This window comes from Bacillus sp. FSL K6-3154, from assembly GCF_040869395.1.
Taxonomy (GTDB): domain Bacteria; phylum Bacillota; class Bacilli; order Bacillales; family Bacillaceae; genus Bacillus; species Bacillus safensis.
The window spans coordinates 1,689,854-1,703,793 of sequence record NZ_CP152033.1; the positions used below are offsets into that span (position 1 = coordinate 1,689,854).

Genomic DNA, 13,940 nt, shown 5'->3' on the forward strand with positions numbered 1-13,940 from the left:
CGTTATACTGCGTAATATGAACCTAGAGCAATTATAAGTAGGTTTACATGAAAAGACAAGCTAACCATCATGCATTTTCAATAGAAGAAACATCGTTAAAAAGAATAAATCAATGCTTCAAAACGAGATAATGCACCTGGCTTTGCTGTAGAAAAGACAAATTTAATAAAAAAAGCATGAGGCCTACTTAAGCAGTTGGCTCCTCATGCTTGACGAGAATTTTCTTCATTTTTCGTTCAAAATCTCTTCTTGGGATCATCACGCTGTGTCCGCAGCCTTCACATTTAATACGGATATCCATGCCCAAACGAATGACCTTCCACCGATTGGCACCACATGGATGGGGCTTTTTCATTTCTACAACATCATGTAACCCAAACGCTTTGTCTGCCATCAGCCTTCACCTCTCCTTGCTCACTTCATTGAATCTATTGTACAAAAAAACGGCGATGAAGGGCAATGCACAAAACAAAGAGTCTCTTTCAATCGTTCATCCTATTCTTTTTTAGAGAAAAAACCCTTCTTTTAGATCATTTTATTTGTGACCAATAGTTACTTAAACTCCGTTTTTTTTCAATATTGTCACAAACACTGTAGGTCAAAAGGTTTTTATTGGTAGAACGCGGTGGTTTTTCCATATTTTTTGATTTATGATATCTGCATAAATGTTATGTGAGGGAGCAGGTACGATGGTCAATCGAAAGGATAGATTAACTGATAAAGAATATAAAATCATATCCGATCATGCTGGAAATATCGACAATTACCAGCAGCACCATACGATAGAAATTGGTCAGCAAACACTCACTGTCCACGATTTTCTAAAGATCGACCAAAAATTATATGGTTTAACGATACAGCCGGAACAATCAGATGAATTCATCGTCGCTTTTCACTGTCCGCTGCCACATCAAACGAGGGTGACATCTAAGCAAGATGTACACAACGTGGCACAGTCATTGCTCAAAACAGACTATGCCTATCCAATTGAAAGAAAGTCCCTTGACGGCAATCAAGACCATGTCTTTTTTAAAGGGAAGGAATACATAGAGAAAGTCTGTCAGAAGCATCCGAATGCAGGTATCCACCTCACTGGACAAGCACTTGCCGGTGCTGTTTGTGCTTATATTGCAACAGAACAGCCAGCTGTCAAAAAAGCCGTTACCTTTGACAGCCCAAATATATGGAGCAGCCTATCGCCTTCGATTCAGCAAAAGGCGCAGCAAGGTCAATATAAACGCATGTTGACTGAATATATTCAGCCTAGTCATTACGTCGGTTTACTCAATCGTCATGATCAAGGAGTTGGGCAAGTCAAGTACACCGTACCGCCACGGCAGCAAGACTCAGTCCAAGAATCCGTTAAATACAAAAAAAGGGAAATTGACACCTTTTTAAAATCAGCTTTTGCATCTATGAATATAGAATGGAACGAATCCTTTGATACAAATGCTTTTTTAGCTCTCGTTTCAGGTGAATTCAAAGCAAATGGATATTCGTTCCATCCAAATGGGTCTGCCCGTATTTTAGATGAACAGCTTGATCATAATACAAGTTTTACAGCCATGCTGCTGCAAGAAATTCATTCTGGACGTGCATATGCACAAAGCGGACTTGAAATTATCATAAAATCCCATTTACTAAAAAATTCATCCTATGATCTGCAAAGCATTATTGAACATGAAGTGCACACTGTATTTGAAAAAATCGATGGAATTGATGAAAGTGTAAAAGACGCCGTCCATCATGTAAAACAAGAGCTTAAAGGACTCGTAGGCTTTGGCCACTATGATTTATTAAGTCATAGTGATGTGGAAGCACTGGTAGACGAAGTGAGGATGGAACAGTCGCATTCCTCCTTTTATTCACACGAAAAACAGCTGAATGCCTTGTACACCCTGAGGGATTACGAACAAGAGCTTTCTGCTCTTTCAAGACATATGTACACAATGGGTGATGACTACGCCAAGGCAGATAGACGCCTTGCAATGCAAATGGGTATTCATTAAGAAAGGAGTCATCGCATGATCAATCAAAATAAGCCTCCTAGTGACGCCCAGCGTTTCTTGCAAAATGTGAGTGCCCGCCGCTCCATGTCTGTATTCGAAAATCAATCGGCACCACACACACAAACACAGTCTCCAGAAGAAATGGCCGCCATTCAGGCCATGCGCAGAGAAGGACAGCGAAAAGATCTAAAACGGCTGCTCAAAATGCGGCTGCACGACGAATTAGCAAATACTCGCGTGCACTTGGAGTATCAATTGGCTAAAACAGAAGACATGATAAACCAGACGACCATTGTCAAACAACACATTTCCCAGCATTTAAAGGGACAGGCCATTTCAGAATTAGAGGATCGCCTCCAGCGTCTCAAGCAAATGCCTGTCTATGATGATATCAAAGAAGCTATTGATTCAATTCAGATCAAATAAGCACAGCTCTAAAAAAGAGAGGTGCTTATTTTGTTTTATCAATATAATTTTTAGGACGAGAAAATATCTTTTTACTTAAAATCGGATACAGCATTAAACAGACGAGCAAATAAAGATTCAACAAACTATAAATTGGATACAAGAAAGCAATCAAATCAGCAAATCCAAGAGATGTTAAAGGAGCCATCAAAAGAAGCATCACCAATACAACCAGCCAGCGAGGCATTCGTACAAAAGAAAGCATCCGGCTTGATAATCCAAATAAACCCGCTGCCGTCGTCGTATAAATTGCTAGACAAAGGACAACGGTCATAAACACAAACAAAGAAGTCGGCGCCCCTTCTAATACTGTAAACAAAGGAATTCCCTCTGATGAAAGGCTTCCAGAAATATCAACCAGTATTTCGTTATACACATACGAGATGACACCAAAAATAAGACCGCTTAATATACTCGCCACCTTGGCTTCCCCAAGCCCCTTCATTTCTTTCCCAACCGAAGACAGCACTGCCACGACAGATAATATATTCAAAGAAGCAAAGACAATGCTGGCAGGCCAATTGTACTGATGCCCAAAATCAATACGCCACATATGATCATGATTCATATAATAAAAAACAAACGCATAGATGAGCCCCGCCACCAAAATTGGTATAATGAAAGCATTCACAGATAAAAGCCCTTTCACATCCCAGAAAAAAATCATAAATGAAAACAAACAAAACGCGCCGATGCCAATCCAAAAAGGCACATGATACATCTCAAGAGTCACCCCGCCGCCGGCAATCATGACCGTCGTTGTCGTGAATAAATATAGGACAATTAAAACGTCATACACCTTAGCCAGCCATGGACCGACAAGCCGTTCCAGCACTGGCACAAAGTGATCGGCACGCACCTCATAACTGATTTTTAACACCACATAGGTAGACAGCATAAACATCAATGTAAACAGTAGAATGGCTAGTCCGCTATCAATGCCAAAAAACTGCCAAATTTCCTGGCCGGAAGCATATCCCGCTCCTATTAAGCTTCCTAAAATTAAAAGCGTCCACCTTGAACCAGCCTTCCACACAATCATCACCTCATAGGTATAGAATTAAGCTTGTTTCCGTATACTGATACTAACTACTATGACAAGGAAGTGAGACCTATGAATAGCAAGAACGGTCTTTTTTTTAGAAATAGGGTAAAAGAATACGTGTCCCATACGGATACAAACGCCATTCAACAGCTTAAAAGTATTTTATTCTCGCATCTTCAGAAAGCAGGAAAAAGACCCGTTGCCATCGTCTGTATTGGAACAGACCGCTCAACTGGCGACTCTCTAGGTCCACTTGTTGGTACAAAGCTTTCAGGTCTGGATTTGAAAAAGCTTCATGTATATGGAACACTCTCTGACCCAGTGCATGCGGTCAATTTAAAAGAAAAACTCGCTGAAATTGAACAAGCTCATAAACACCCGTTTATTGTAGCGGTTGATGCCTGTTTAGGAAGAGTGAAAAGTGTCGGTTCCTTCCAAATTGGAGATGGTCCGTTAAAGCCTGGAGCTGGTGTCCAAAAGGAGCTGCCAGAGGTAGGAGATATTCATATTAATGGGATCGTCAATGTGAGTGGTTTCATGGAATACTTCGTCCTCCAAAACACACGTCTTCATCTTGTCATGTCTATGGCCAATACACTTTCTGAAAGTCTATCTCACATTGACCAAATGGATTGGACGAGAGAAAAAAGCCGGTCTCTCTTCACCCCTATTCAAAATATCACTGGAAGAATATAAAAAAGACCATCTCATATCAAGATGGTCACTCTGATGATTCCCTCGTAGAAAGCAATTCAAGGATTCTTTCTAAATCTTCATTCGAGAGGAATTCAATCTCAATTTTCCCTTTTTTCTTCTGTTTCTTGATCGTCACGGAAGTACCAAAGTAGTTTTGTAAGAAAGACTCTCTTTCTTTCAACACTCGATCCTTTGGTGCTTCTTTTTTCTTTGTTTCACGTGGAACATTTTCGTTTAACTGCTGAACAAGTTTTTCAACCTGTCGTACGTTTAACCCCTCATCCACGATTTTCTTTACCAAAGGCGCCAGCTTCTTTTTGTTCTTTAAGCTGAGCAATGTGCGGCCATGTCCCATTGATAACGTTCCATTTGCAATCAGCTTTTGGATGTCATCCGGTAAAGTCAACAGACGGAGATGGTTCGCAATATGCGGTCTGCTTTTCCCTAATCGCTTCGCTAATTCCTCTTGCGTCACACTTAGATGATCCAGCAAGGAAGCATATGCTTCCGCTTCCTCTAGTGGAGATAGATCCTCACGCTGTAGGTTTTCTAAGAGGGCAATTTCTCTCATCAGTGTTTCTGAAAACTCTCGAACGATTGCAGGAATTGTTGTCAGACCAGCTTGTTGTGCTGCGCGGAAACGGCGTTCTCCTGCTACTATGTCATATCCTTTAATCGATTTACGAACAATGATCGGCTGTAAAACCCCGTGCTGCTGAATCGATTCTTTCAGATCAGACAATGCATCATCATCAAACGTTTTCCTTGGTTGATACGGATTCGGGCGCAAATCCTTTAATTTGATTTCTTCAACCGTTTCTTCATTTGAGTCTACATTGTTAAATAGTGCATTAATACCCTTTCCAAGACCTTTAGCCATTCGCATCCACTTCCTTTGCTAAGTCTAAATAGACATCTGCACCTCTTGAACGTGGATCATACAAGATAATCGGCTTTCCATGACTAGGCGCTTCACTCAGCCTCACATTTCTCGGAATGACGGTTTGATAGACTTTATCTCTAAAGTACTTCTTCACTTCTTCGATTACCTGAATCCCAAGGTTTGTTCGGGCATCAAGCATTGTCAGCAAGACACCTTCAATGGCAAGATCGGTATTTAAATGTTTCTGCACGAGACGAACTGTGTTTAACAATTGGCTCAATCCTTCAAGCGCATAATATTCGCACTGAACTGGTATTAAAACGGAATCGGATGCAGTTAACGCATTAATCGTCAGCAGTCCAAGTGATGGCGGGCAGTCAATAATCATATAATCATAATTCTGCTTAACAGATTCAAGTGCTCTCTTCAGCCTCACTTCACGTGAGATTGTAGGCACAAGCTCTATTTCAGCCCCTGCAAGCTGTATTGTCGCAGGAATGACATCAAGATTTTCGACCTCTGTCGTCTTAATCACATCAAGAACATCTGCATCATCAACTAAAATATCGTACACACACTTTTCTACGTCGGCTTTCTCAATCCCAATACCACTCGTGGCATTGCCCTGCGGATCAATATCAACTAACAACACTCGTTTGCCTATGTATGCTAAACACGCACCCAAATTAACAGAAGTTGTCGTCTTCCCGACGCCGCCCTTCTGGTTGGTAATCGCTATGATTTTTCCCACGATGTCACCCACTTTCAACTTAACAAGTTTCTCATTCATTCATACTTTCTATTCTATCAAAAAAAGTATGAAACGTTTGCTTTTTTTGTTTCCCTATTATAAATTCGTCGGTGAATGTGCCTTTTCGTACATAAAAGGAAGAATGAAAACGCATCGAAAAAGTATATTGATATATCTTTTTGGATGTCTGAATTCAATTGTACGGCATTTGCTCACAAGGCTGGGTTATTGTTTGTCCACAAGTCATAGTTCTTCGGATCAGCTTCAGCAATCATCAAGTGGATCGTTCCCTCTTGGTGCGAATGCTGTACAGTCACTTCTTTAGACATACCGCTTTGTTTCATCATGTTTTTATCATTTCATTTGCAAAAGCAAACAGTAAATAACAAATGATAATAAAAAGATTTACAAAAAAAGCTGACGAGAGGCGCTCATCAGCTTTTTTCTATTTAGGAATTCGAATCGTTAATTGGATATATTCCTCAAACTCTTCTTCCTCGGTATTTATTTTAAGTCCGCTGTCTTCTACCATGTGGAGAGACTGACGAATGGTATTCATCGCAATTCGTGTATCACGACTAAACGCCTTACGTTTTGGCTTCGGTTTGCGATCCGTTTTTTGTTCAAGCATCTTCACTACACGCTCTTCAGTCTGTTTCACATTCAACTGCTTTTCGATGATTTCCTGCAATAGCGCGATTTGTAATTCTGGAAGCTTTAGGGGCACAAGTGAACGTGCATGCCTTTCAGAGATTTTTTTCTCTAAAATGGCTTGTTGTACCTCTTCAGGCAACTTTAAAAGTCTTAATTTGTTTGCAACAGTTGATTGTCCCTTGCCTAAACGCTGAGCAAGCGCCTCTTGTGTTAAATCATGAAGCTCTAAAAGACGTGCATAAGCATGAGCCTCTTCAATAGAAGACAGCTCTTCTCTTTGCAAATTTTCAATCAATGCCACAGATGCCGTTTCCGTATCAGTAAAATCTTTTATAATAGCGGGGATTTTCTCCCATTGAAGAGTCTGTACCGCCCTCCAACGTCTTTCGCCGGCGATCAGTTCATATTTTCCTTCTTCTTCTGTTGGTCTAACAACAATCGGTTGGATAATGCCATGGGTATGAATCGTCGTGGCCAGCTCTTGTATCTTTTCTTCTGAAAAAATGGTGCGTGGCTGAAAACGGTTTGGCATAATTGTGTCGACCGGGAGCTCCTGTATCTCTTCCTTTAATGTATCATGCTCAGCAATCTCTGCCTCTATTTCGGTTTCACGCTCAGGATGTTCTTTGTCTCCAAGCCCGAAGAAGCGTGAGAGTGAATGCTTCATGAACCTACACCACCTTTAAAAACTACCTTTTTATAATTCTATTTTCTCATGTTTTTTCCTTCTGTAAAATCATAAATATTGAAGAAAAACCGACCTTTTACATGATCAACCTTCTATTGGTGATTTATTAGGTGTTCCTGGTTTTCTAGGATATTTTTTTGGTGTTTGCTTTTTCTTTTCAATGACAATGATGTTCCGTTCGCTTTCTTCTAAAGGAAGAACAAAGGAATGCTTTTCAACAACCTCTCCTCCGAGAACAGTGACAGCTTTTTTCCCTGCTTGCATTTCTTCATCAGCGGCAGATGCTTTTAAGGCAACAAACAATCCTTCCTTTTTCACTAGAGGCAGACATAGTTCGCTCAAGACGGATAAACGTGCAACTGCTCTAGCAGTGACAAGATCATAGCTTTCACGCTTTTCCTTACGTTGTCCAAACGTTTCCGCACGATCATGATAAAAAGTAGTATCTTGTAAGTTTAATCCTTTTGCTAACTCATTGAGAAACGTAATTCGTTTCTGAAGAGAATCAACAATGGTCACATGTAGATGAGGGAAACAAATTTTAAGAGGAATGCTTGGAAAACCAGCACCAGCTCCAATATCACAAATCGTCGTCACTTTGTGAAAATCAATAAAAAATGCTGCTGATATTGAATCATAAAAATGCTTTAAATACACTTCTTCCTTTTCAGTAATGGACGTTAAATTCATTTTCTCGTTCCATTCTACAAGCATGCGGAAGTAGGTTTCAAATTGTTCAAGCTGCACAGGAGAAAGAGTGATCCCTTTCTCCTCTAGTGCTGCTGTAAATTGTTCAATGTTCATGCCGACATCCTTTCTATTCTGCTATCTTCGCAATACGCCCCTGCTCTAAATATACTAAAAGGATAGAAATATCAGCAGGGTTAACGCCTGAAATACGAGAAGCCTGTGCAACAGAAAGCGGTCGGACTTCTTTCAGCTTTTGTTTCGCTTCAGTTGCAATCCCTTTGATGGCGTCATAATCAATACGATCAGGAATCTTTTTGTTCTCCATCTTTTTCAGTTTTTCAACTTGCTGGAGTGACTTTTCAATATAACCTTCGTATTTAATTTGAATCTCTACCTGCTCACACACATCAGGAGGAAGCGGTGTTTCAGCAGGAGCTAATTTCACAACAGATTCATAATTCATTTCCGGACGCTTCATTAAATCACTTGCACGAATGCCGTCCTTCAACTCACTTCCACCGAGTGAACGAATAAATTCTTGAGTCTCTGCTGTAGGTTTAATGATGACAGAATATAAACGTTTTTTCTCTGCTTCAATGGCTTCTTTTTTCTGCTGGAATGCTTGGAATCTTTCTTCAGAAATTAATCCAATTTGATAGCCAAGTTCAGTTAATCTTAAATCAGCATTGTCATGACGTAGAAGTAGACGATACTCAGCACGTGATGTCAAGAGACGGTATGGTTCATTTGTTCCTTTTGTGACAAGGTCATCGATGAGGACACCGATATATGCATCAGATCGGCTTAAAATGACTTCTTCTTTACCTAATGCTTTTCTTCCTGCATTAATACCTGCCATAATCCCTTGACCTGCTGCTTCCTCATAACCAGACGTACCATTAATTTGGCCGGCTGTATATAATCCAGAAATTTTCTTCGTCTCAAGTGTAGGCCACAACTGAGTAGGCACAATCGCATCATACTCGATGGCATAACCCGCTCTCATCATTTGAACATTCTCGAGTCCTGGGATGGTTGAAAGCATGCGCTGCTGTACATCCTCCGGAAGACTTGTAGACAATCCTTGAACATAAACTTCCTGTGTATTACGACCTTCTGGCTCTAAGAAAATTTGATGTCTCGGTTTATCATTGAAACGAACCACTTTATCTTCAATGGACGGGCAGTATCTAGGGCCAGTTCCTTTAATCATACCTGAATACATTGGAGAACGGTGAAGATTCTCATCAATAATTTGATGAGTCTCTAAACTCGTGTATGTTAACCAGCATGGCAGCTGGTCAGTAATATATTCAACCGTTTCATAGGAGAATGCCCGCGGGACATCATCACCTGGTTGAATTTCTGTTTTACTATAGTCAATCGAGTGGCTATTCACTCGAGGAGGTGTTCCTGTTTTAAAGCGAACCAAATCGAATCCTAGTTCTGCTAAATGATCCGATAATTTAATGGAAGGCTGCTGGTTATTTGGACCACTTGAATACGATAAGTCTCCTAAAATGATGCGGCCTTTTAAGAAAGTCCCTGTCGTTAATACAACAGACTTTGCACGATAGTTAGCCCCCGTTTGAGTAACAACACCTTTACATTCATTATCTTCTACAATTAAATGATCTACCATACCTTGCAGCATTGTCAGGTTTGGTTCATTTTCCATTGTTTTTTTCATTTCATGCTGATATTGGAACTTATCTGCTTGCGCTCTTAACGCACGGACAGCAGGTCCTTTCCCCGTATTCAGCATGCGCATTTGAATATGCGTCTTATCTATATTTCGCGCCATTTCTCCGCCTAGAGCATCAATTTCTCTGACGACAATCCCTTTTGCGGGGCCGCCTACGGACGGATTACATGGCATAAAAGCAACCATATCGAGGTTGATAGTCAATACAAGTGTTTTGGCGCCCTGTCTTGCAGAAGCAAGAGCAGCCTCAACTCCAGCATGACCGGCACCCACGACGATTACGTCATAATTGCCAGCTTCATAACCCATTTCTTATGTTCCTCCCTTTACTTTCCTAAACAGAATTGAGAGAATAACTGATCAATCAAGCTTTCATGAACAGCATCCCCAATAATTTCACCCAGCTGTTCCCAGCAGCGTGTTAAATCTATTTGAACTATGTCGATCGGTACGTCCATTTCAATTCCTTCAAGAGCATCCTCAATGGATTGTTTTGCTGCCTGAAGAAGGGCAATATGCCTTGTGTTACTTACATACGTTAAATCTCCACTTTCAATTGAACCCGTGAAGAATAATGATTGAATCGCAATTTCGAGCTCATCAATCCCCTTTTCTTGTAATAATGATGTAGTAACCACCGGACGATCCTTCGCTAACTGCTTGACCTTTTCGATATCAAGCTTAGGCTCAAGATCTGTCTTATTCACGATCACAATGATATCCATGCCTGAGACGGCCTCAAATAGTTTGATATCCTCTTCTGACAATTCCTCGCTATAATTGAGCACAAGTAAAATCAGGTCAGCTTCTTTTAAGACCTGTCTAGATCGTTCAACCCCTATACGCTCAACAATGTCCTCCGTCTCACGTATACCCGCAGTATCGACTAAACGAAGCGGTACACCTCTAACATTTACATACTCCTCAATGACATCTCTCGTTGTTCCAGGAATATCCGTTACAATCGCTTTTGTTTCCTGTACAAGACTATTCAACAAGGAAGACTTCCCAACATTCGGTCTTCCAATAATGACAGTGGATAAGCCCTCACGAAGTATTTTCCCCTGCTGAGAAGTAGTTAGCAGTGACTCAATTTCCTTTTTCACTGATGTTGCCTTTTCAACTAAAACTCGATGCGTCATTTCTTCAACATCGTCATACTCAGGATAGTCAATATTGACTTCAACATGAGCCAGAGTTTCCAATATCTCACCGCGAAGTCGTTTAATCAAACCGGAGAGTCGTCCCTCCATTTGAGTAATCGCTACATTCATCGCACGATCTGTCTTTGCACGAATCAAATCCATTACCGCTTCAGCCTGTGAAAGATCAATTCTTCCATTTAAGAAAGCTCGTTTTGTAAACTCACCTGGCTCCGCTAATCTTGCTCCTTCTCTTAAAGCAAGCTGCAGTACTTTATTGACCGTTACAATTCCGCCATGGCAGTTAATCTCAATAACGTCTTCTCTCGTAAATGTTTTTGGTGCTCGTAATACTGACACCATGACCTCTTCTATGACTTGCTCAGTGCTAGAGTCCACAATATGACCATAATGAATCGTATGTGAATCCACCGATACAAGTTTTTTCTCCTTAGGACCTTTATACATCCGATCAGCAATCTGTACCGCATCAGGCCCGCTTAAACGAATAATCGCAATTGCTCCTTCACCCATCGGTGTAGAAATTGCTGCAATTGTATCCATCACTCATTCACCTCTTTCTCTACTTAATAAACAGTCTGTTATCTATTAAATGGACATTGTCCATCTCTATATCAAAAACGCTTAATCCAAAATTTAAAGATACCATAAATGAAAGCGAAGTGAAAGTATCCCATATCTAATTATCCACAGCTTTGCATCTTATCTATTTTAACACTTAACTTATCCACATGTGAATAACGACGTTTGAAACTTGTCTTCACATCTTACACCTAAATCCAATAAATTTAAACGCCCTGATCCCTATACTTACTTGTTAAATTGGCGTTTTGCACCCATATCACACACTCATTTTTTAGAAATAAAGGATGAATCCTCTATAAAAGGTAATTTTTCAATAAAAAAAGACTAAAATCCAGCTTTGCTGAATCTTAGCCTTTCTGCTATTTTTTATACAGCACCACAACATGACGTTTGCTGCCTGTATCTTCAGATGCCGTTGCAAGTTCTTTAGAGAATGCAGCAATCGCATCATGAACAATTTTTCGTTCATTCGAAGGCATTGGTTCTAAATGAACCTTTCTCTTCGTTTTTAAAACCCGATTTGCTGTTTTGACTGCATATTGTTCAAGTGCTTCTTGTCGTTTCTTCCTATAATCACCAATATCAATTGTTATATGATGATACTGATCAGAATAACGATTAAACACTAGCTGTACCAACGTTTCTAAAGAGTACAGTGTTTGGCCTCTTTTTCCAATCATTAATGACGTTTTATCTCCATCAATGTGGTAAGAAATCTTTTTCGGTTCCTGTTTGGAAATAATCTTTGCTTTAGGATCAATAGACTTAACAATTTTATCTAAATACTGTGTAGCTAATTTAAATGCATTTATCTTTTCTACTAACTTGACCACAGCTTGTCTTTTACCAAATAATCCTAAAAACCCTTTATTTCCTTCATCTACTATTGTGATTTCTACTTCTTCTTGTAGTAGCTGAATTTGTTTCAATCCGGAATCTACTGCTTCTTCGATTGTGCGACCGACAGCAGTTATTTCCTTCATTTTTTATTCCCGCCAGCTTTTTCTTTTGTATCAACTTTTACTTGAGGTGTTTTAATCACCAATGTTTGAATGATCATGAAAATGTTACCTACAACCCAGTACAATGAAAGTGCTGCTGGGAAACTAATTGCAAACACAACGATCATAATCGGCATCACCCATAACATGATAGCCATTTGAGGGTTGTCCGAAGGATTTCCAGCCATCATCAGCTTTTGCTGAATGAAAGTAGCTACACCCGCAATAATCGGTAATAGGAACAATGGATCTGGGCTGCCTAAGTCAAACCATAAGAATGTATGCTTTTTAATTTCTGCTGTTCTCATAATTGCATGATAGAAACCAATAAGGATTGGCATTTGAATTAAAATTGGGAAACAGCCTGCTAATGGATTGACGCCATTTTTTTGAAAAAGGGCCATTGTTTCCTGCTGAAGCTGCTGCTGTGTTTTTTGATCTTTAGAGCTATATTTTTCACGAAGCTTTTTCAATTCAGGCTGTAATGCTTGCATCGCTTTTGTACTTCTTAACTGTTTAATCATTAATGGTAAAATAAGCAAGCGAATTAATAGTGTCACAATAATAATCGCTACACCATAGTTTTCACCAGTTAAGTTTGCCATGTACGTGATTAATTGAGATAGCGGGTAAACAATATAAGAATTCCAGAATCCCTTACTATCTGATGTAATTGGTTCATTGATCTGTGTACATCCTGCCAATAAAACCAATACGCCAATCAAGCTAAATATTAGTAATAATCGCCTTTTCAACAAGATTCCTCCCATTACTTCAAACTTTATTTAAGTTGGAATTGATTAAGAAAGTGACTCACCTAATCAGTATGGTAACATTTTTTCTTTGTAAAGTGGTGGTTTCATTTTAATTCACTAGATGAAGGAAGCGCTTTTAAAAATTGATTCAACGAAAGTTTCTATTACGAAGACTTTTTCGGTTGTTGTTGATAAACAGCGGATTTTCTAAATAAATGTTGGAGAGACTTCTTTGTTTCTTCAAAGGTCAATTCACTCGCTGGTTTTCGTGCAATGACAATGTAGTCTTTTTCTTGCTTTAACTTATGGCCTTCCTCTAAAAACACCTGACGGATCAGACGTTTTATTCGGTTTCTAATCACTGCATTACCAATCTTCTTACTGACAGACAATCCTAAACGCAGTTCAACTTGATTTGGCTGATCCAGCTGGTAAATAACGAATTGGCGATTTGCCATTGATTGACCTTTTTTGAACACCTTTTGAAACTCTTCATTTTTTTTTAGCCTGTTTCGCTTCTTCATGTTTTCTTCCACTCCGATAAAAACTGACAGTTCATTTACGATTTTATGTAAAAAAGACCACTGACATTATTCAGTGGCCTAAGCTGATAATTTTTTTCTACCTTTGCTGCGGCGTCGCTTTAAAACTAGACGTCCGTTTTTAGTACTCATACGGCTGCGGAAGCCATGAACTTTACTACGCTTACGGTTATTTGGTTGAAACGTTCTTTTCATTTATGACACCTCCCTGAGGAATAGCTGTTTAAGACAGTCTAACTCATTATATTTGTGTAACCCATCGATTGTCAATATCAATGATAAAACTCTTATTATCAACCTTATAAGCA

Annotated in this window: 16 protein-coding genes; 3 read left to right on the forward strand and 13 right to left on the reverse strand. The window is 39.7% G+C overall.

The window, feature by feature from the left end; all coding sequences use genetic code 11:
• Positions 1-187: 187 nt before the first annotated feature.
• Positions 188-394, reverse strand: a complete 207-nt coding sequence (locus MHH61_RS08780) for a DUF951 domain-containing protein (protein ID WP_008347561.1) — start codon at positions 392-394, stop codon at positions 188-190.
• Between the two features lie 295 nt (positions 395-689).
• Here MHH61_RS08780 and MHH61_RS08785 point away from each other — a divergent pair, with 295 nt between their 5' ends.
• Complete coding sequence (locus tag MHH61_RS08785; RefSeq protein WP_125587577.1) at positions 690-2,009, forward strand: hydrolase; 1,320 nt, start codon at positions 690-692, stop codon at positions 2,007-2,009.
• 15 nt (positions 2,010-2,024) lie between these two features.
• Positions 2,025-2,435: a hypothetical protein gene (locus tag MHH61_RS08790; protein WP_024424061.1), complete on the forward strand. Its 411-nt coding sequence runs from the start codon at positions 2,025-2,027 to the stop codon at positions 2,433-2,435.
• Between the two features lie 25 nt (positions 2,436-2,460).
• Here the strand turns inward: MHH61_RS08790 and MHH61_RS08795 are convergent, their stop codons facing one another.
• Positions 2,461-3,516 carry a hypothetical protein gene (locus MHH61_RS08795; RefSeq protein WP_125587578.1) on the reverse strand — a complete coding sequence of 352 codons (1,056 nt, stop codon included), beginning with the start codon at positions 3,514-3,516 and terminating at the stop codon, positions 2,461-2,463.
• Between the two features lie 72 nt (positions 3,517-3,588).
• Here MHH61_RS08795 and yyaC point away from each other — a divergent pair, with 72 nt between their 5' ends.
• Entirely contained in the window at positions 3,589-4,215 is a 627-nt protein-coding gene (yyaC, locus tag MHH61_RS08800; RefSeq protein ID WP_024424063.1) for a spore protease YyaC, read from the forward strand.
• A gap of 25 nt (positions 4,216-4,240) precedes the next feature.
• Here yyaC and MHH61_RS08805 read toward each other — a convergent pair whose 3' ends face one another.
• From MHH61_RS08805 to rpmH, 11 genes are all read right to left on the reverse strand, one after another.
• Positions 4,241-5,095: a ParB/RepB/Spo0J family partition protein gene (locus tag MHH61_RS08805; RefSeq protein ID WP_024424064.1), complete on the reverse strand. Its 855-nt coding sequence runs from the start codon at positions 5,093-5,095 to the stop codon at positions 4,241-4,243.
• Positions 5,088-5,849 carry a sporulation initiation inhibitor protein Soj gene (gene soj / locus MHH61_RS08810; protein WP_008360890.1) on the reverse strand — a complete coding sequence of 254 codons (762 nt, stop codon included), beginning with the start codon at positions 5,847-5,849 and terminating at the stop codon, positions 5,088-5,090. The genes MHH61_RS08805 and soj overlap by 8 nt, the downstream gene beginning before the upstream one ends.
• Before the next feature lie 212 nt (positions 5,850-6,061).
• Complete coding sequence (locus tag MHH61_RS08815) at positions 6,062-6,196, reverse strand: hypothetical protein (RefSeq protein ID WP_254964772.1); 135 nt, start codon at positions 6,194-6,196, stop codon at positions 6,062-6,064.
• A 98-nt stretch (positions 6,197-6,294) separates the two neighbouring features.
• Positions 6,295-7,170 carry a nucleoid occlusion protein gene (gene noc, locus MHH61_RS08820; RefSeq protein WP_024424067.1) on the reverse strand — a complete coding sequence of 292 codons (876 nt, stop codon included), beginning with the start codon at positions 7,168-7,170 and terminating at the stop codon, positions 6,295-6,297.
• Between the two features lie 105 nt (positions 7,171-7,275).
• Positions 7,276-7,995 (reverse strand): 16S rRNA (guanine(527)-N(7))-methyltransferase RsmG, encoded by a 720-nt coding sequence (gene rsmG / locus MHH61_RS08825; protein ID WP_024424068.1) that lies wholly within the window; start codon positions 7,993-7,995, stop codon positions 7,276-7,278.
• A gap of 13 nt (positions 7,996-8,008) precedes the next feature.
• The gene (mnmG, locus tag MHH61_RS08830) at positions 8,009-9,895 is read right to left on the reverse strand and encodes a tRNA uridine-5-carboxymethylaminomethyl(34) synthesis enzyme MnmG (protein WP_125587579.1); all 1,887 of its coding nucleotides are present in this window, start codon (positions 9,893-9,895) and stop codon (positions 8,009-8,011) included.
• A gap of 17 nt (positions 9,896-9,912) precedes the next feature.
• Complete coding sequence (gene mnmE, locus MHH61_RS08835) at positions 9,913-11,292, reverse strand: tRNA uridine-5-carboxymethylaminomethyl(34) synthesis GTPase MnmE (protein ID WP_024424070.1); 1,380 nt, start codon at positions 11,290-11,292, stop codon at positions 9,913-9,915.
• Between the two features lie 401 nt (positions 11,293-11,693).
• On the reverse strand, positions 11,694-12,317 hold the full coding sequence (gene jag / locus MHH61_RS08840) for an RNA-binding cell elongation regulator Jag/EloR (protein WP_024424071.1): 624 nt from the start codon (positions 12,315-12,317) through the stop codon (positions 11,694-11,696).
• Positions 12,314-13,096, reverse strand: coding sequence for a YidC family membrane integrase SpoIIIJ (gene spoIIIJ / locus MHH61_RS08845; protein WP_087976621.1), 783 nt, complete (start codon positions 13,094-13,096; stop codon positions 12,314-12,316). The genes jag and spoIIIJ overlap by 4 nt, the downstream gene beginning before the upstream one ends.
• A 158-nt stretch (positions 13,097-13,254) precedes the next feature.
• Entirely contained in the window at positions 13,255-13,614 is a 360-nt protein-coding gene (rnpA, locus tag MHH61_RS08850) for a ribonuclease P protein component (RefSeq protein ID WP_024427652.1), read from the reverse strand.
• 78 nt (positions 13,615-13,692) lie between these two features.
• Positions 13,693-13,827, reverse strand: coding sequence for a 50S ribosomal protein L34 (gene rpmH / locus MHH61_RS08855; RefSeq protein WP_073208224.1), 135 nt, complete (start codon positions 13,825-13,827; stop codon positions 13,693-13,695).
• Positions 13,828-13,940: the final 113 nt, after the last annotated feature.

Coding starts and splice junctions, on each gene's coding strand:
- rpmH (WP_073208224.1), bottom strand. CDS start 13,827: ATGAAAAGAACGTTTCAACCAAATAACCGTAAGCGTAGTAAAGTTCAT.
- noc (WP_024424067.1), bottom strand. CDS start 7,170: ATGAAGCATTCACTCTCACGCTTCTTCGGGCTTGGAGACAAAGAACAT.
- MHH61_RS08815 (WP_254964772.1), bottom strand. CDS start 6,196: ATGATGAAACAAAGCGGTATGTCTAAAGAAGTGACTGTACAGCATTCG.
- MHH61_RS08795 (WP_125587578.1), bottom strand. CDS start 3,516: ATGATTGTGTGGAAGGCTGGTTCAAGGTGGACGCTTTTAATTTTAGGA.
- yyaC (WP_024424063.1), top strand. CDS start 3,589: ATGAATAGCAAGAACGGTCTTTTTTTTAGAAATAGGGTAAAAGAATAC.
- MHH61_RS08780 (WP_008347561.1), bottom strand. CDS start 394: ATGGCAGACAAAGCGTTTGGGTTACATGATGTTGTAGAAATGAAAAAG.
- MHH61_RS08805 (WP_024424064.1), bottom strand. CDS start 5,095: ATGGCTAAAGGTCTTGGAAAGGGTATTAATGCACTATTTAACAATGTA.
- MHH61_RS08790 (WP_024424061.1), top strand. CDS start 2,025: ATGATCAATCAAAATAAGCCTCCTAGTGACGCCCAGCGTTTCTTGCAA.
- jag (WP_024424071.1), bottom strand. CDS start 12,317: ATGAAGGAAATAACTGCTGTCGGTCGCACAATCGAAGAAGCAGTAGAT.
- rsmG (WP_024424068.1), bottom strand. CDS start 7,995: ATGAACATTGAACAATTTACAGCAGCACTAGAGGAGAAAGGGATCACT.
- rnpA (WP_024427652.1), bottom strand. CDS start 13,614: ATGAAGAAGCGAAACAGGCTAAAAAAAAATGAAGAGTTTCAAAAGGTG.
- mnmG (WP_125587579.1), bottom strand. CDS start 9,895: ATGGGTTATGAAGCTGGCAATTATGACGTAATCGTCGTGGGTGCCGGT.
- MHH61_RS08785 (WP_125587577.1), top strand. CDS start 690: ATGGTCAATCGAAAGGATAGATTAACTGATAAAGAATATAAAATCATA.
- mnmE (WP_024424070.1), bottom strand. CDS start 11,292: ATGGATACAATTGCAGCAATTTCTACACCGATGGGTGAAGGAGCAATT.